Source organism: Pseudomonas sp. NFACC08-1 (genome assembly GCF_900106735.1).
GTDB classification, from domain to species: domain Bacteria; phylum Pseudomonadota; class Gammaproteobacteria; order Pseudomonadales; family Pseudomonadaceae; genus Aquipseudomonas; species Aquipseudomonas fluorescens_Q.
In genome coordinates this window covers 25,219-41,156 of the sequence record NZ_FNNL01000002.1, presented here as the reverse complement: position 1 = coordinate 41,156, position 15,938 = coordinate 25,219, and the positions used below count along the sequence as shown (strand labels likewise).

17 protein-coding genes are annotated in these 15,938 nt (G+C 56.2%); 16 read left to right on the top strand and 1 reads right to left on the bottom strand.

What is annotated here, in order from left to right; genetic code table 11:
* Positions 1-26: 26 nt before the first annotated feature.
* The 15 genes from BLU76_RS04010 to BLU76_RS03940 all read left to right on the top strand — a co-directional run bounded on the left by BLU76_RS04010 (position 27) and on the right by BLU76_RS03940 (position 13,297).
* Positions 27-365, top strand: coding sequence for an integrative conjugative element protein, RAQPRD family (locus tag BLU76_RS04010; RefSeq protein WP_092148112.1), 339 nt, complete (start codon positions 27-29; stop codon positions 363-365).
* Positions 362-595, top strand: coding sequence for a TIGR03758 family integrating conjugative element protein (locus BLU76_RS04005; RefSeq protein WP_063321928.1), 234 nt, complete (start codon positions 362-364; stop codon positions 593-595). Before BLU76_RS04010 ends, BLU76_RS04005 begins: the two co-directional genes overlap by 4 nt.
* Before the next feature lie 16 nt (positions 596-611).
* Positions 612-971 (top strand): TIGR03745 family integrating conjugative element membrane protein, encoded by a 360-nt coding sequence (locus tag BLU76_RS04000; RefSeq protein ID WP_170867271.1) that lies wholly within the window; start codon positions 612-614, stop codon positions 969-971.
* Between the two features lie 12 nt (positions 972-983).
* Positions 984-1,379 carry a TIGR03750 family conjugal transfer protein gene (locus tag BLU76_RS03995; protein ID WP_092148118.1) on the top strand — a complete coding sequence of 132 codons (396 nt, stop codon included), beginning with the start codon at positions 984-986 and terminating at the stop codon, positions 1,377-1,379.
* Positions 1,376-2,059 carry a PFL_4703 family integrating conjugative element protein gene (locus tag BLU76_RS03990; RefSeq protein ID WP_092148121.1) on the top strand — a complete coding sequence of 228 codons (684 nt, stop codon included), beginning with the start codon at positions 1,376-1,378 and terminating at the stop codon, positions 2,057-2,059. Before BLU76_RS03995 ends, BLU76_RS03990 begins: the two co-directional genes overlap by 4 nt.
* Complete coding sequence (locus BLU76_RS03985; protein ID WP_092148124.1) at positions 2,056-2,943, top strand: TIGR03749 family integrating conjugative element protein; 888 nt, start codon at positions 2,056-2,058, stop codon at positions 2,941-2,943. The genes BLU76_RS03990 and BLU76_RS03985 overlap by 4 nt, the downstream gene beginning before the upstream one ends.
* Positions 2,933-4,360 (top strand): TIGR03752 family integrating conjugative element protein, encoded by a 1,428-nt coding sequence (locus BLU76_RS03980; protein ID WP_092148127.1) that lies wholly within the window; start codon positions 2,933-2,935, stop codon positions 4,358-4,360. The genes BLU76_RS03985 and BLU76_RS03980 overlap by 11 nt, the downstream gene beginning before the upstream one ends.
* Positions 4,338-4,763 (top strand): TIGR03751 family conjugal transfer lipoprotein, encoded by a 426-nt coding sequence (locus BLU76_RS03975; RefSeq protein WP_092148130.1) that lies wholly within the window; start codon positions 4,338-4,340, stop codon positions 4,761-4,763. Before BLU76_RS03980 ends, BLU76_RS03975 begins: the two co-directional genes overlap by 23 nt.
* Positions 4,763-7,612, top strand: a complete 2,850-nt coding sequence (locus tag BLU76_RS03970) for a conjugative transfer ATPase (protein WP_092148133.1) — start codon at positions 4,763-4,765, stop codon at positions 7,610-7,612. The genes BLU76_RS03975 and BLU76_RS03970 overlap by 1 nt, the downstream gene beginning before the upstream one ends.
* 72 nt (positions 7,613-7,684) lie before the next feature.
* The gene (locus BLU76_RS03965; RefSeq protein ID WP_092148137.1) at positions 7,685-8,014 is read left to right on the top strand and encodes a hypothetical protein; all 330 of its coding nucleotides are present in this window, start codon (positions 7,685-7,687) and stop codon (positions 8,012-8,014) included.
* 408 nt (positions 8,015-8,422) lie between these two features.
* On the top strand, positions 8,423-8,917 hold the full coding sequence (gene radC, locus BLU76_RS03960; protein ID WP_092148140.1) for a RadC family protein: 495 nt from the start codon (positions 8,423-8,425) through the stop codon (positions 8,915-8,917).
* A 168-nt stretch (positions 8,918-9,085) separates the two neighbouring features.
* A complete protein-coding gene (locus tag BLU76_RS03955) occupies positions 9,086-10,039 on the top strand; it encodes a TIGR03756 family integrating conjugative element protein (protein ID WP_092148143.1) in 954 nt (317 codons plus the stop codon).
* Positions 10,036-11,442, top strand: a complete 1,407-nt coding sequence (locus BLU76_RS03950; protein WP_092148146.1) for an integrating conjugative element protein — start codon at positions 10,036-10,038, stop codon at positions 11,440-11,442. Before BLU76_RS03955 ends, BLU76_RS03950 begins: the two co-directional genes overlap by 4 nt.
* Positions 11,439-11,792, top strand: coding sequence for a hypothetical protein (locus BLU76_RS03945; RefSeq protein ID WP_092148149.1), 354 nt, complete (start codon positions 11,439-11,441; stop codon positions 11,790-11,792). The genes BLU76_RS03950 and BLU76_RS03945 overlap by 4 nt, the downstream gene beginning before the upstream one ends.
* Positions 11,789-13,297, top strand: a complete 1,509-nt coding sequence (locus BLU76_RS03940; RefSeq protein WP_092148152.1) for a conjugal transfer protein TraG N-terminal domain-containing protein — start codon at positions 11,789-11,791, stop codon at positions 13,295-13,297. Before BLU76_RS03945 ends, BLU76_RS03940 begins: the two co-directional genes overlap by 4 nt.
* Here the strand turns inward: BLU76_RS03940 and BLU76_RS03935 are convergent, their stop codons facing one another.
* Positions 13,298-13,720 carry a DUF3742 family protein gene (locus BLU76_RS03935; RefSeq protein WP_092148155.1) on the bottom strand — a complete coding sequence of 141 codons (423 nt, stop codon included), beginning with the start codon at positions 13,718-13,720 and terminating at the stop codon, positions 13,298-13,300.
* A 126-nt stretch (positions 13,721-13,846) separates the two neighbouring features.
* Here BLU76_RS03935 and mobH point away from each other — a divergent pair, with 126 nt between their 5' ends.
* Entirely contained in the window at positions 13,847-15,688 is a 1,842-nt protein-coding gene (mobH, locus tag BLU76_RS03930) for a MobH family relaxase (protein ID WP_092148206.1), read from the top strand.
* Positions 15,689-15,938 lie beyond the last annotated feature (250 nt).

The window sequence follows — 15,938 nt, the reverse complement described above, 5'->3', positions numbered from 1 at the left end:
AGCCGTCTGACTGAACGAGCTCAACCATGATCACTCCCTCACCTCCAACACTCACAAAGGCTACCGGCCTGCTCTTCACACTCGTGGGAGCAGTCACTGCAACAGCCAATGAGATCGTTGATGAACATACCCGCCTAGCCACCGTCCTTCGCGAGCTGACGGCTATCGAGCGGCTCGTCGCTGCCGATGATTTCATCAAAGCCCCCGAGACCGCTCGCTACCACTTTGACTATGTCCGTTTACGCATGGATATCCATCGTGTCAGTACGGGAATCAAAGACTACCTGTCTCCCAAGCGGGCCTCCCCTCGCGACGCCGGGGCGTTGTACGGCAGTTATTTCGATGAAACGGTGCCTCATCAATGAGCACCGCCCAAATCGCTGCTTTTCAAGCAAACGGTGGTTTCTCACCTTCAATCACCGCCCTGGTTCTGACTTCAACCGTCTTTGCGGTGCTGTTGCTCTGGGGCACCTGGGCTATACGAACCGCCTATTCCGGCTGGGCTGAGCAACGGCTGAACCAGCGCCAGTTCCTCGGCGTGGTGATCCGCTTCATGGCGATGTACCTGGCCCTGACCTACCTCCTCCTTTCGTAAGCCAATGGAATCCTCCATGAATTTTTATATCTCGTGCTCCAAAAGATTCACTGTCGTACCAGCCCTTTTGACCAGCGCACTGCCCTCCTTGGCTTTGGCCAAAGGCAAGTTACCGACGATGGAGGACCCATCCCGCGGTGCGGGCAAAGGCATCATGGATACGATGCAAAACTATGGTTACGACATCGTGATGCTCGTGGCGCTACTAGTGGTTGCGTCCATGTTCATCGGTGTCTGCTATCACGCTTACACCCGTTACTCCGAAATTCATACAGGACGATCTACCTGGGGTCAGTTCGGCCTGAGCATCGCGGTGGGTGCAGTCATGCTGGTGGTCGGCATTTGGCTGCTGACCAAAGCCACCGGGATTTTGTGAGGACGACGCACCATGGAGTCTCTACAGAGTGCGCCTAAGGCCACCATTACCTTCCTGCCCCACCGCCTGAATCGACAACCTGTTGTCGTTCGAGGATTGACCGCAGATGAACTCTGGATCTGCACCGGATTATCAGCGGCAATTGGCCTGATTCTGGGCGTACCGCTAGTCTGCCTGACCAGCAGCATCGCCATGGTCCCCACCATGATCGTACTGTCGATTGCAGCCGGACTCTTCTTCGGCGGAGGGCTATTACGTCGACAGAAGCGCGGTCGACCGGAGACTTGGCTCTATCGACATCTCCAATGGAGGCTCGCCACAAAGTACCCTCAGGTGAGCCGCCAATTGGGTAGCCATGGACTCATCACCTACTCCGGCTTCTGGGTAACGCGTCGAGGTGACGCATGAGCCGGTTTAAAAATGAGGTCCTGCACCTGCAATCTCATGTCAGGACGCTGAGGCTCTGCACCGGTGGGTTATTTCTCGTTGTCGTCGGGTTAGGCGCCGGATGGTGGAATGCCCCACGAGATTTAACCATCCATGTTCCCCCCGACCTGCGCTCTGGCAGCACTCGTAAGTGGTGGGAGATCCCTCCCGAATCTGTCTATGCATTCACCTTCTACATCTTCCAGCAGCTCAACCGCTGGCCCAACGACGGTGAAGACGACTACAGCCGTAACCTGCAATCACTGGCGGCCTATCTGACTCCCGCGTGCCGATCGTTCTTCCAACAGGACTATGACCAGCGCCGTCGATTAGGTGAGCTCAGAAAGCGTATGCGCGGGGTGTATGAAATTCCTGGACGCGGCTACGGGGACGACCCGGAAACCCGAGTCAAAGTAGTTTCAGACAATGACTGGCTGGTTACCTTGGACATCAATGCCGATGAATACCACGGCACCGAGCAGGTTAAGCGCGCACTCGTTCGCTATCCCATCAAGGTCGTACGTATGGATATCGACCCGGAGCTCAACCCCTTCGGACTGGCCCTGGACTGCTACGAAGGCACGCCTCAACGCATAACACTGCCCACGTCCTCGACACCGGCTACACGAACCCTGGACCGTCCGTTGGGAGATGCCCCATGAATCCATTCGCAACGTCCGTTGTGCTAGGGCTGACGCTGATTCTTCCCCTCTTCAAATGCCAAGCAGTGGAGCTAATGCGCTGGGAGCGACTGCCTTTGACAGTTCCGCTGGTTGTTGGCCAAGAGCGCGTGCTGTTTGTTGAACGTAACGTACGGATCGGTATGCCGGCCGGGCTGGGAGATCGCTTACGAGTCCAAAGTGCTGGAGGAACCGTGTACCTGCGGGCCAACGAACCGATCGAGCCGACACGTTTGCAGCTACAAGACGCGGCAACGGGTGAGCTGATTCTCCTGGATATCGCTGCTGAGGTAGCTCAAGCGGGTCAGGCGCCGTTGGAAGCGATAAAGATCGTCGAATCCCCCATAAACCAAGCACACACGAAAGATGGTCATTCCGAACCGACAGCCTCTGTCCATGAACCTGTACAACAAACACCGGTACCAGTCGTACTGACTCGGTATGCAGCCCAAAACCTATACGCACCGCTTAGAACTGTAGAACCTCTACCCGGCATCAGACCCGTTAACCTGCCGGCCGATCTCGCGCTCGACCTATTGATGCCCAGCCTATCAATCAGTACCAAAACGCTCGCTGCGTGGCGGTTGGATGATTACTGGGTTACGGCTATCCGGCTCAGCAATCAAACCCAAGCTCAGGTTGATCTGGATCCTCGATACCTTTTGGGTGATTTCGCGACGGCCACCTTCCAACATCAGTTCCTTGGCCCTAGGGGCACATCCTCAGACACCACGGTGCTGTACCTCACCACTCGTGGGCATGACATTGCGGCTGCGTTGATTCCCACGATTAGCCCGATCGATGCCGCCGTGAATCTGTCTCAAGCACGTGGAGCACCGCCGAAGGAGAGGCCAAATGAAAAGTAACGGGCTGCTCAAATGGTTAATGGTTCCGATGGTACTGCTTGTCGTGCTGATCCTTGTGAAAGTGTTCTCCAATAAGCCCTCCCCAGCCGAACCGCCAGAATTAGAAAGCCAGCTCACCGCCGAAGAAATGAAGGCACTGGGGCTGGAGGGCGACACGCCAAGCGATACGGTGGCCACACTGGTCGCTCAGGTCAGGCAGCTTCGGGCGGAGCTGAAAAGAACCATAAGCGAAAACGAGCTTCGCACGGGTGCACCCGAATCGTTGGACCACTTCGCAGATGTCATCGAGCAACGCATTCAACTCGCTCTGGAGAATGAACGACAACGAATCCAGGAGGAAAAAAACACCGCCGATGACGGCAACGTTGAGACTCAATGGCTTCTACAAGATCTTCAACGGCAGCTGAGCACCTTGCAGCGGCCGGATAATCCGGCGGACTTGCCGCTGGGACTGGGCTTGCAGGATGGAGACGGCGCGGCATTCAAGAACGGTACGCGCTGGATTGAGCCCGATGATGCAATACCAAAAGAATCTGCGAACACTTCCAACGAACCGGGTTTCAGCTTCCCGACACGTTTCGGTCCTGCACAGAATCCTCTGGGCGATATAGAAAACAATTTCGCCACACGTGCTATCGGAGACCTTGGTGGCCGGAAGGTGAGGCCCACCTATACCGTTCCATCCAATGCCACGCTGATGGGGTCCGTGGCAATGACAGCGCTCATTGGAAGAATCCCCATCGACGGCACCGTTAATGACCCCTACCCGTTCAAGGTACTGATTGGGGCCGACAACCTGACGGCCAATGGCATTGATCTCCCTGAGATCGCAGGTGCGGTCGTCAGTGGTACCGCGTCGGGTGATTGGACACTGTCTTGTGTCAGAGGTCAGATCCGCTCCATCACCTTCGTATTCCAGGACGGCACCATCCGAACCCTACCGGGTGACAGTCGTGAGGAGTCTGCAGGGCAGTCCAGGAGCGACTCAAGTCATGGGCAAGAAGGCCTCGGCTGGATCAGTGATCAACATGGCATTCCGTGTGTACCGGGCAAACGGCGAAGCAACGCTCAGCAGTATCTGGGCTCACAGGCCTTGATCACCGCCGCCGGGGTTGGCGCAGCCTCTTTAATCAAGTCAGACAGCACGACGCTCTATGCCGGCAATGGCGGCGGTGCGATGGGGACCGTAGGCATCTCCGGCGGTGAAGCCATGAACCGATTACTGGCCAGCGGCGTGCAGGACATCTCGCAATGGGTCAACAAACTCTACGGACAAGCCTTCGCCGCCGTGTACGTGGAGCCTGGCGCACAGATCGCCGTCCATATCGAACAACCACTTACTCTCGACTACGAACCTCAAGGACGCAAAGTCGATCACACCCTCGGAGGTCGCCATGACACCACGGACCTGGATTAAAGCAATGGCGGCTGCGTTGGCCGTCATCGCGCTGACTGGATGCGCAACCAATACTCAGGACCTGCTCAGCCATGACGGCAGCACCATGCTAGAAGTCTGGAATCGGCAAACAACCGGCTCGCGTAATGGGCAATCGAGTCAACGATTGCTCGAGGCGCGGCAGGCCTTGAGACGTCCACTGACAGAACCTTTGGTGCCCTCCTTTTCGGCTCCCTATACACGGACCGCACAAAACGAAATCCAGCGTCAGTTCCATCGGTTACCCAATCCGGACCTGGTGATGTACGTCTTTCCTCACCGGGCTGGAACAGAAGCCGTACCGGTGCCTGGGTACAGCACCGTTTTTCCACTGCACCAACGTGTGCAATACGCCCTGCCTGGTGAACGTCTGGAGGACTACTGATGGCCTGGTTTTTCTCTCCGCGCAAATGTCATGAGCCAACGTCGGAGCCTACGGAACAGGATGCCTGGAGCCGGCACATTGCGAAACTCGCTAAGCGAGGTATCGCTGGGCCCGGTGGCTGGCACAACAAACCCGTGACTGAAGCAGACGACACCCGGTTTTACGACGTGGCGCCGTCCTTTGTAGAGCGGCTGCCATGGGTTGAATTCCTGCCCCAATCCAAGTGCATGCTGCTGGAGGATGGCGTTTCAGTTGCGGCCTTCTTCGAGCTGATGCCACTGGGTACCGAAGGCCGGGAAACTGCTTGGCTGTTGCAGGCCAGGGATACACTTGAAAACGTGTTGCAGGACTGCTTCGACGAACTGGATAGCAACCCATGGGTAGTGCAGCTCTACGCCCAGGACGAAACCAACTGGGACGCTTACCTGAATACGCTGGGTCAGTATCTTCGACCACGGGCACGAGACAGCGCCTTCAGTGATTTCTATTTACGGTTCTTTGCCCACCACCTCAAGGCGATAGCCAAGCCTGGGGGACTCTTTGAGGACACCACGCTCACTCGTCTGCGCTGGAAGGGACAGAATCGGCGGGTACGAATGGTTGTTTACCGACGGGCCTCCGTCGCGACATCCAGAAAGGGGCACTCCGCAGAACAAGCCTTGAGCAATGTTTGCGATAGGCTGACGGCCGGCTTGAGCAGTGCCGGACTCAAGACGCAACGCCTTGAGGCAAAGGATATTTACGACTGGCTACTGCGCTGGTTCAACCCCAGTCCCACGCTTTTGGGGGGTGCTGCAAGTGATCGGGACAGGTTCTATCAGTTAACCGCCTACCCTGAGGAAACAGATCCTGGGGAAGTCGAATTGGCCAGCGGCACGGACTTCTCTCAACGTCTGTTCTTCAGTCAACCTCACTCTGATGCAGCCCACGGCACCTGGTTCTTCAACGGCATGCCGCATCGGGTCATGTTGATGGACCGTATGCGCTCAGTACCCCACACAGGCCATTTGACGGGTGAAACGCGCAAGGGTGACGCCATCAACAGTTACTTCGACCAGATGCCAGAAGACACCATGATGTGTCTGACCCTGGTGGCCACACCTCAGGATGTACTGGAAGCTCACCTCAACCACCTCAGCAAGAAATCCGTGGGTGACACACTGGCCTCGGAGCAAACCCGCCAAGATGTCCAGCAGGCTCGATCAATTATCGGAAGCGCTCACAAACTGTATCGCGGATCCCTCGCGTTTTTCCTACGTGGCAAAGACATTGCGGAACTGGATGCCCGCGGCTTGCAGTTGGCCAATGTGATGCTCAATGCCGGATTGCAGCCAGTACGAGAGGACGACGAAGTAGCCCCCCTCAATAGCTACCTACGTTGGCTGCCGTGTGTCTTCGACCCGGCCAAGGACAAACGGCAGTGGTACAGCCAACTGATGTTCGCACAGCACGCGGCGAACCTGGCCCCAGTGTGGGGCCGCAGCCAAGGGACGGGGCACCCAGGCATCACATTCTTCAATCGCGGCGGCGGTACCCTCTCCTTCGATCCGCTGAACCGCCTTGATCGGCAAATGAATGCCCATCTGTTTTTGTTTGGGCCTACCGGTTCCGGCAAGTCAGCGACGCTCAACAATATTCTCAACCAGATCACTGCCATTTATCGACCACGGTTGTTCATCGTAGAGGCCGGCAACTCCTTTGGGCTGTTTGCTGAGTTCGCCAAGCGCCTGGGCCTGACGGTGCATCATGTGAAGCTCTCGCCCGGGGCCGGCGTGAGCCTGGCGCCGTTTGCAGACGCTCGCCGTTTGATTGAAACGCCTGAGGAAATCGAAACATTGGATGCTGAGCGGCTAGAGGCGACAGTCGCTCCTCAGGAGGGCGATGAGCAGCGAGACGTCCTTGGAGAATTGGAGATCACGGCGCGTCTGATGATCACCGGGGGCGAAGACAAAGAAGAGGCTCGTCTGACCCGGGCAGACCGTAGTCTGATTCGTCAGAGCATTCTCGACGCGGCACAACGTTGCGCCGATGAGCATCGATCCGTGCTGACTCAGGACGTGCGCGATGCATTGCGTGAACGTGGCCGAGACAATGGCTTGCCTGAGTCGCGGCGAACACGACTACTCGAGATGGCTGAGGCCATGGATCTGTTCTGTCAGGGGCTGGATGGCGAATTATTCAACCGCCCCGGTACTCCTTGGCCAGAGGCGGACATCACCATTGTCGACCTGGCCACCTTCGCTCGTGAGGGTTACAACGCTCAACTCTCAATTGCTTACCTTTCGTTGCTCAACACAGTGAACAACATCGCTGAACGGGACCAATTCCAGGGACGGCCCATTATCAACGTCACGGACGAAGGACACATCATCACCAAGAATCCCCTGCTCTCGCCCTACGTCGTAAAGATCACCAAGATGTGGCGAAAACTGGGTGCCTGGTTCTGGCTGGCCACACAAAATCTTGACGACTTACCCAAAGCCGCAGAGCCAATGCTGAACATGATCGAGTGGTGGATTTGCCTGAGCATGCCACCTGACGAAGTCGAGAAGATCGCGCGCTTCCGCGAGCTCAGCCCTGCCCAAAAATCGATGATGATGTCAGCCCGCAAAGAGGCTGGAAAATACTGCGAAGGCGTCGTGCTCTCCAAGTCGATGGAGGCGCTCTTTCGGGCCGTGCCACCTAGCCTGTATCTAGCGATGGCCATGACCGAACCTGAGGAGAAAGCAGCGAGGTTCAAGCTCATGCAGGAACATGGAATAAGCGAGCTCGATGCCGCCATTCGAATGGCAGAAAACATAGACCGGGCTCGAGGAATTCAACCGTTACAATTTCATAGCGATGGTTAACACCATCATCGTGGCGGCCATTCTCCATACTGTGTGAAATCTCATGCCCCCAAGCCTTCAAGAGGTCAGTCAATGAGCCGAGTAAAAGCGTATCTTTCAGAGTCATCGTTGCCGAAAATCGAAGTGTCTAAAGACGGGAAGTTTTTCAGAGTTGACTGGGACTATCAGGAAGCGCCTGAAAGCCGTGTCCTCTTTGATAATCAATTCTTGGAGGGGTACCTATGGGGCGTGATCTCCTCGCTCCGTATCGCTGAAAAAACTATCAGTTGCGCCACCCCTAGAACGGGGACAATCAGAAGATTGGAGCAGGACGTGGCTCTACGACTTGCGGATCTTTTGACGGAAGCACTCCACTCAGCAGTGGCCAAGGAAAGCTTGAGAATGAAGCGACAGGCTAGCTGACCGCATGCCAGACACCCAGATGAGCATTCCTCCGCTTAATACAGGCCCACGCCACATGCGTGATCGAGCTGGGAGACGACGTTGAAGTACGAATGAAAAAGTGGGGAGCTGTCAGGACGGTTTAAATCGGGACAGCGACCTTCATTCTCATAACAATGATCCGGCAACGACGTGTCACCTCTGACACCCTTAGCAACTGCCCAGGTAGCTCTGGTCCTTAAGGCTACGGCGCAGCGTCACTGCGCAGACCAAAATCATTCGCTGAGCATCCTTTTTAGCGAATCTCCGCTCAAGCGGTGGTGGATGCACCTTTCTCCCTTCCGAGTCAGCTCGGTCTTCTATCTCATACAGTCCCTTGGGGTTTCCGCCCTTTGGGACGGGAGCCTCTTTTCGTCAACGGAGCCTCCCATGACAACAGTTTTTCCACCGGCCAAGCCCTCCATTCAAGAGAATGAGCCCTCTAATCATGATGACCTGCTGGTCGAAAATGCGATCTCCATCCTCGAGCAGCGCATGTTCAAGCGCGGTCCTTACCTCGAAAGACCGCATGATGTTCGCCGATACCTACAGCTCCAGATTGCAGGGGAAACCGAAGAAGTGTTTTCAGCATTATTTTTAGACGCGGCTCATCGAGTAATAGCCTACGAAACGCTGTTCTACGGCACGATTGATTCGGTGAGTGTGTATCCGAGACGGATCCTGCAACGTGCTCTGGAACACAACTGTGCAGCCATTATCGTTGCCCATAATCATCCCTCCGGCGAAACGAAGCCGAGCCAAAGCGATCACGAAGTCACTAAGGTGCTAAGCGACCTGCTGCCAAGACTCAATGTCCGTCTTCTGGATCATTTCATCATCGGAGAAGGTGAACCCTACTCTTTCGCAGAAGCTGGTCTGATCTGAATCATCGGACAGCCCGAATCTGTCAGTTCCCTTTTAGTCGAAGCGCCCTTTCAGGGCGCTTTTTTTCTGGGTTAACACCTATACGGGATGCGGCTGAATCCGATTTTCACGGGTATGGGTTTCCGAGCGCTGATTCACTGCGCAGATAACCCTGCACAGGATCAATCCATGCCCTACCACCGCTCAAAAATTTTCCGTTTGATTGCCATCCCCCTGGCCGCCGGAATTCCGCTCTCCGCACACGCTTTGAATACCGCAACCATCACTGCGTCCAGCCTGTCGCCAGATTGCATTGCCTATCGCGTGGTAGGCATTTGTTACTGGCTCTTCTGTACCAAATTCGGATGCAGCGTGAAAACCTCTTCGAAGATTCACCACTATGTCCCTGACGCAGTGGTGTCGAGCTACAGCATCACTGGCGAGAACCCTTGGACGGAGGTCCGAGCCATGAGCTCAGCCAATGCCTCTGCCCAGGGCGGCGGCGATGGTAGTGCAGGCATCAGCCATGAAAATGACCTCGCCAAATTCAAGAATGCCGATGTCATCGGTCATCCTGGCGGAGCGACCTTCAGCCAGTTTGCGGGTCAGTCTGGATACTCCTGCCCAGGTGCTGGGCAGCTGTTGATGCCTTACTTCTTGAGCACCTTGGACAGCGTTGCCTGGCGTTACAACATTCCGGAGCTGGTCTTTCCTGAGTCTGTCACGCCGGGCATGAGAGAGATCGGCAGTCGCGCTGCCGGGAACCTGTGGGGAGCGGTCTATCCTCGCGGAGGTTTTTTGCATGGTGTCGACGACCACAAAAGCGCTGCTGTTGTCGCTCAACGCGCGGGAGACATCGTCACCCGTCGAGGCCAGGCACATGTATACCAGCCGCTTCTGGGCTCCAAGCGGGATGGGTACTGGCCAGCCGGCCCGCTGAAAGAAAGCGACGCAAGGACCGGGAAATGGCAAGAGCTGATGCCCAGCCAATCCCCAACCTGCGTTGTCTTTCCTAACAACGCTGCGCATGTTCAATCACCTCGTGGCGACTACGCCTGGGCCCTCTGGCGGCCTTACAGCTGCTGCGAACGCAAGGGGCAGATCTTCCTGGGCAGTACCGATTTCGCGGGAGCAAGCGAATGAAAACAGCCCACTTTCGCGTTCCAGTCTCACCTCGTTCCGTCACCAGTATTGTCATCACTACCCTGCTTCTCACGGCCCACAGCGCATACGCCGCTCAAACCCAGATCAACAAAGAAGGCATCAATCACAGCGGTTCGATTGGAGACGATGTGCTCTACAGCGTTGGCGGCGGACGCGCGGTGTCCATGGGGGGATCGGCGTCCATGGACAGCATTTCGGTAGGGGCCGGCTGGGACACCAACCTGATCTGTGGCGACATGAGCCTGGACACCACGCTGCAGAACCAACTCAACGGTGCCACACGCGGCTTCAAATCCATTATGGGCAACATCATCCAGAACGCTACCAGCGCAGTCGCCTCTCTCCCTGCCTTGATCATCCAGCGTGCTGACCCCGGTCTCTACAATCTGCTCACCAACGGCATTCTCCAAGCACGGCTGGACTTTGACCGATCCAAATCGACGTGCCGAGCTGTCGCTGAACGGATGGCCGATATCGCCGGTGGCCAGCTCGGTTGGGGGCAGTTGGCCGAAGGGATGGCGCTGAGTCATACCGTCAAAAACCACGACGCCGTTGCGGCGGTTGAGCAGGCCGAGGCAAATCGAGGCAACAACGGCGTCCCCTGGATTGGAGGTCAGTCGGCTGGAGGCAGACGACAGCCGCCCATCAAAGTCGTCTCCGACGTCACCCGCGCCGGTTTCAATTTGCTTAATGGCCGTGACGCCGGCAACCGTACCCCTATCCCCAAAAACAGCTGCGGCAACCGCCTAAGCTGCCAGACCTGGTCGTCACCCCAGGAGGCCGAAGCCTGGGCAACCCGTGTCCTGGGGGAACGAGAACACCAGACTTGCGACAACTGCACCAAAACTCAAACCAAACCTGGCGTAGGCCTCACTCCACTCATCCAGGAGGAATACGAAGCCAAGCTGCAAGTCCTTGAGGCCTTGATCAAAGGCAGCAAGCCCACCTCCGCCGAACACCTCATGGCAGCGGGCAGCCAATCATTGCCCATCACCCGCGGCGTCATCGAAGCACTGCGCGATGAACCTGATCAAGACTTGCTGGCAAAACGTCTTGCCTCAGAAATAGCCCTCTCCAGCGTCCTGGAAAAAGCTCTGCTGCTGCAACGAACCTTATTCACCGGACGCAAAGAGCCCAACGTGGCGGCCAACCAACTGGCTCAGCAAGCTATCAACACCGAAAGCGAATCCCTGACTCAGGAAATCAACAACCTCAAAACCGAACTCGAGCTGCGTCGCACCCTGGCGAGCAACTCACCCATGATGCTGATCCAGCGTCAGAGTGAACGCGCCGCTGCCTCTCGCGGTGTTTATCAGGGGGACCCCGTCCGCAACCGCCTGGATCTGATCCAGCAGACGGTACCGGAGGGGCAATCTCGATGATGCGTCCATCAAAGACACGGCTTGTAATCGGTCACCTGGTTCTATGGGGCGTCATCCTTGGCCTGGCATTCATCGTCGTCGGATTGCTAACCCTGGAAGCGGCCAACGATTTGAACGGTTGGTACTCCTGGCTGGACAGGAACAAAACAGCTCTGCTGATCTGGCGGCTGACCCTATACGGCGCAACTGCGGTGGCGTGGTACCGAATGCGTCGGCGCCTGACCCGTCGCGGGCTCACAGCCGAACAGCATCGACGCCTGCTGTGCGCCGAGGTCGCCGCCATTGGAGTCCTCGCCCTGCTTGAGCTGTTAGCCGTCACCGACGAAAGCCGGCCTTGGACACGCCCATGACGCTCTACACGAACGATTATCTGGAGTATTACCTCACCCTGGTCGGATGGATCGTCAACAACGGGATATGGGAGATGCTGGTCGCCAGCGGAGTCTTCACCCTGCCTTTCCTGGCGATCATCGTTCAGGAGTGGCTCAGGGCCCGTAGTGAAGGTGCTGACGAAGGCAACAAAGGGGTGCTCTCCTCGCTGCGTATCGAAAATCGGGTTTGGGTCGCCATCGTCGTGATCATGTTCGCGGGCGTGCCGTTCATTGATGTGGACTTGAACACCATCGAGTTTGATGACACACGGTCTACACAATGCCAGGTCAGCATCGCTACACCTCAGGACACGCGCTGGTCTAACACGTTCACCACGCTCAACAACCAAAGTGCGAAGGTACCTGTGTGGTGGTTCTTCATGCACTCGTTGTCCAAAGCACTGACGGGGGGAGCCACTGCGGCTATTCCTTGTGGGACGGATCTGCGACAGATACGCATCGACATCGATGCAGCGCGCATCGACGACCCTCTCCTGGCTCAGGAAGTGGCTGACTTTAGCCAAGACTGCTACGGCCCAGCCCGGGCCAAGCTGTTCATGAACCGGCCTACGTTGAGCGAAGCGTTGATGGATGACATCAACTGGATTGGCTCAAAATACCTGCTCGAGACCCACGGTTACTACGACGCGTACCGCTCGAAAACACCTCGCAGCCGCTGGCCCTACAACAGCGCACGTGATGCAGGCCTCTTGCAGGTTCCGGGCGGTGGCGGCTATCCGAGTTGCAAGCAGTGGTGGTCAGATGTCGGTCACGGACTACGGGGCAGGCTGCTGCGGCAGGTCGATCCCAATCTACTGTTTCGACTTACCCAGTGGGCACGCTTCCTCAGCATGGCCCAAGCCGAGGACGCCGTTGTTCGATCCGTGGCGTCACCACGTCAGCAGACACTGAACCAGGGCCAGGTCTACTCCAGCTACGCAGGTCAGATCGACATGAGTGCCTCCAACCTGACCGCACGCTTAGCCTCAGATCTGGGCCTGACCGTAGGTGCAACGGCGTACTTCCCCGCGATGGATGTCGTACGCCAAGCCCTGCCCATGGTGCTGTCCTTTCTGAAGATGGCGCTGACCATCAGCATCCCACTGATCCTGGTCATCGGCACCTACGAGCTCAAAGCACTGCTCACCATCAGCTGCGTGCAATTCGCCCTATTCTTCGTCGACTTCTGGTTCCAGCTCGCACGCTGGCTCGACAGCACAATCCTCGACGCCCTCTACGGCTGGAACTCACCCCACAGCAATTTCAACGTACTCCTAGGCGCGAACAACTCCTTCGGAGACATGCTGCTGAATTATGTGATGGGAGCGTTGTTCATAATGTTGCCGACATTTTGGATAACTGCACTTTCGTGGATAGGTATTCGCGCAGGCGGGTTGGTTCAAGGTCTTGCCCAGGGCTCTTCAGATGCGAAATCACAAGGTGCAAAAGGTGCAAACATCGCTTGGAACAAAATCAAATCATAACTACGACACATCATCTGGATCATGAGGATCTATTCGCACGCCAGATTGATCATAAATGCCGAAGCCTGATGGTCCATTCTTCCAATCGGCATTCAAATCGTCTGTGCCGCGAGGGCTGAATAGGCCGCTAGCTCCTAATAAAACAAACATGCCAATTATGGTTATCCAAAATGCAACGCACAGCAGAGCAACCAAGACAACGGCCTGCAAACTCACCCCAATCATCCGACACAGAACAAAGGGGACGCCCGCGCGTTGTAGGCAACGCGAGAACCTATCCAGAATCCGCGAGTACCCCTTCCAGCATCGTCCGAGGTAATTGCCGAATTTTTCTGCGCCCGAAGATTGCTCCTGCTCGCTCATCAACATCTCCTTTGCCCGTGGTGCCCCCTGCTGTGCAAAGGGATCAAATGGCAGCTCCATAGCCTACCGTTCCCTCAAAAGGTAAATGGGAAAAAGGGGTAAACCAAGGGAATGGAGCAGAAGGGGAAAGGCCCTACCCGAAAAGCAGAAAAGGCCTTCCTGCAAACCCAGTCGAAAGGATCAATCATGCTCTCGCTGTTTCATCGCAAGTCACGACCCGCTCCAAAACACATCGATCCAACCGAGCCAACGGCACCTGCAGGACTGACACGTCCTCAGTCAGCAAAGTCTCTCTTGGCCACACCGCGCCGGGAAAAACTGCTGAGGCTAATATGGCAGCACACCGCCGTCTCCCGCCCACAATTCAACGAGATCTACCTCGACCCGATCAGCCGCTACGCCGAACTGGTTCAGCTCCTTCCCGCCTCTGAAAGTCATCATCACGCATACCCCGGCGGCATGCTTGATCATGGGCTTGAAGTCGTTATCTACGCGTTGAAGCTAAGGCAATCTTACCTGCTTCCCTCTGGTGCTCAGCCTGAAGTACAAATCATCCAGGCTGAGGCCTGGACTGCCGCCCTCGTATACGCGGCCCTGGGCCATGACCTGGGCAAGGTCGCTGTAGACGTGCATGTCGAGTATGGTGACGGCCGTATCTGGCACCCCTGGCAGGGTCCACTCTCAGCCCCCTACCGTGCGCTCTATAAAAAAAACCGCCAATACCGACTCCACGGCATTGTAGGCGGAGTGCTCATCCATAAGATTCTGAACAGCGAAATAATGGATTGGCTCAGCACCTTCCCTGAGCTATGGACAGCTTTGATGTTCAACTGTGCAGGACAAAACGAACATGCGGGCGAGCTCGGTATCCTGATCTCAAAAGCGGACCAGGCCTCAGTTGCTCAAGCACTCGGCGGTGACCCTACCAAGGCCATGGCAGCCCCCAAACATGCTCTGCAACGTAAGTTGTTGGAAGGTCTGCGCTATTTGCTAAGCGAAGAACTCAAGCTCAATCAGCCTCAAGCTTCAGATGGCTGGCTTACTCAAGAAGCCCTCTGGCTGGTCAGTAAAACCGTCTCAGACAAACTACGCGCTCATCTGCTTTCGCAAGGTGTTGATGGGATTCCGGAGCAAAACATCGCCATTTTCAATGTGCTCCAGGAGCACGGCATTGCCCTCCCCAACACCAATGGCAAAGCCATCTGGAAAGCGACCGTCACCAGCGAAACAGGATGGTCCCATAGTTTTACGTTCCTAAAGCTGTCCCCAGCCATGATCTGGGACCGTGAAGAGCGTCCAGACGTATTCACAGGCTCGGTGGCGGTCATACCGCTAGAGAGCCCCACAACACTCTCCGACGACGCTTCTACCCACCATCAAGCTCCTCCCTCAGCCAGGGAATCGTCGGCTGGGTCGCACATGCCCCCTTCCCCACCATCAAACTCAATCGCGATGGATTCATCAGCACCGAATTCACTCGATTCATTCATGGACCTTTTTGGTGGGCCTCCGGCAATACCCGAGAGTTTCGCCCCGCCATTTGAAGAGGCTGACTATTCGCCATCTGATGCGTCTCTCCGGGACAGCAAATCCGTTGAGCTGTCCGGCGCCCATTTCATGGAGTGGCTGACCAATGGGCTGCGATCTCACCGAATCATCATGAACGACGCCAACGCCTTGGTGCATACAGTCAGCGACACTCTCTATTTGGTGACCCCAGGTGTCTTCCTACGCTATGCCCAAGAACATCCCCATCTGGCACGCATTGCCAAGAAAGAAAAACTTTTGGATTGGGAGTGGATTCAAAAGCGGTTCGAGGAATTGAAGCTGCATCGGAAGCAACCCAACGACCTGAACATCTGGATCTGTGAAGTCAGTGGTGCCCGCAAAACCCGAAGACTGTACGGATACCTACTCAAGTCGCACGAAGGACTCATGAACGACCTGGCGCTGAACAACCCGTACCTCAAGCTGCTGGATTCGATGCCAAGGAAACGCAAAACTCCAACTTTAGGAAACACTCGGTAACCGGTTTTTGGGTTGACAGCCGGCCGCCAGGGAAGCAATTTATGTACGCGTTTTGCTGACAAAGTCAGCTACATGCCCAGCCGCCAGGATCTTTCAGACGGCGCTACGGAGATTATCCGTAGGATCCCTCCCAATGACCGCTTCGTTTCCTGCAGTGCGGTTAGGTCGACTTAACGGTCGATTCGGAAACACAGTATTTCTCACCCACGACGGGCCTTTTCCCGTCGTGGGACAAGGCCCTATTTTTTTG

Excerpts from the sequence above, each read along its gene's own strand:
- BLU76_RS04010 (WP_092148112.1), top strand. The coding sequence starts at position 27 with ATGATCACTCCCTCACCTCCAACACTCACAAAGGCTACCGGCCTGCTC.
- BLU76_RS04005 (WP_063321928.1), top strand. The coding sequence starts at position 362 with ATGAGCACCGCCCAAATCGCTGCTTTTCAAGCAAACGGTGGTTTCTCA.
- BLU76_RS04000 (WP_170867271.1), top strand. The coding sequence starts at position 612 with ATGAATTTTTATATCTCGTGCTCCAAAAGATTCACTGTCGTACCAGCC.
- BLU76_RS03995 (WP_092148118.1), top strand. The coding sequence starts at position 984 with ATGGAGTCTCTACAGAGTGCGCCTAAGGCCACCATTACCTTCCTGCCC.
- BLU76_RS03990 (WP_092148121.1), top strand. The coding sequence starts at position 1,376 with ATGAGCCGGTTTAAAAATGAGGTCCTGCACCTGCAATCTCATGTCAGG.
- BLU76_RS03985 (WP_092148124.1), top strand. The coding sequence starts at position 2,056 with ATGAATCCATTCGCAACGTCCGTTGTGCTAGGGCTGACGCTGATTCTT.
- BLU76_RS03980 (WP_092148127.1), top strand. The coding sequence starts at position 2,933 with ATGAAAAGTAACGGGCTGCTCAAATGGTTAATGGTTCCGATGGTACTG.
- BLU76_RS03975 (WP_092148130.1), top strand. The coding sequence starts at position 4,338 with ATGACACCACGGACCTGGATTAAAGCAATGGCGGCTGCGTTGGCCGTC.
- BLU76_RS03970 (WP_092148133.1), top strand. The coding sequence starts at position 4,763 with ATGGCCTGGTTTTTCTCTCCGCGCAAATGTCATGAGCCAACGTCGGAG.
- BLU76_RS03965 (WP_092148137.1), top strand. The coding sequence starts at position 7,685 with ATGAGCCGAGTAAAAGCGTATCTTTCAGAGTCATCGTTGCCGAAAATC.
- radC (WP_092148140.1), top strand. The coding sequence starts at position 8,423 with ATGACAACAGTTTTTCCACCGGCCAAGCCCTCCATTCAAGAGAATGAG.
- BLU76_RS03955 (WP_092148143.1), top strand. The coding sequence starts at position 9,086 with ATGCCCTACCACCGCTCAAAAATTTTCCGTTTGATTGCCATCCCCCTG.
- BLU76_RS03950 (WP_092148146.1), top strand. The coding sequence starts at position 10,036 with ATGAAAACAGCCCACTTTCGCGTTCCAGTCTCACCTCGTTCCGTCACC.
- BLU76_RS03945 (WP_092148149.1), top strand. The coding sequence starts at position 11,439 with ATGATGCGTCCATCAAAGACACGGCTTGTAATCGGTCACCTGGTTCTA.
- BLU76_RS03940 (WP_092148152.1), top strand. The coding sequence starts at position 11,789 with ATGACGCTCTACACGAACGATTATCTGGAGTATTACCTCACCCTGGTC.
- BLU76_RS03935 (WP_092148155.1), bottom strand. The coding sequence starts at position 13,720 with ATGGAGCTGCCATTTGATCCCTTTGCACAGCAGGGGGCACCACGGGCA.
- mobH (WP_092148206.1), top strand. The coding sequence starts at position 13,847 with ATGCTCTCGCTGTTTCATCGCAAGTCACGACCCGCTCCAAAACACATC.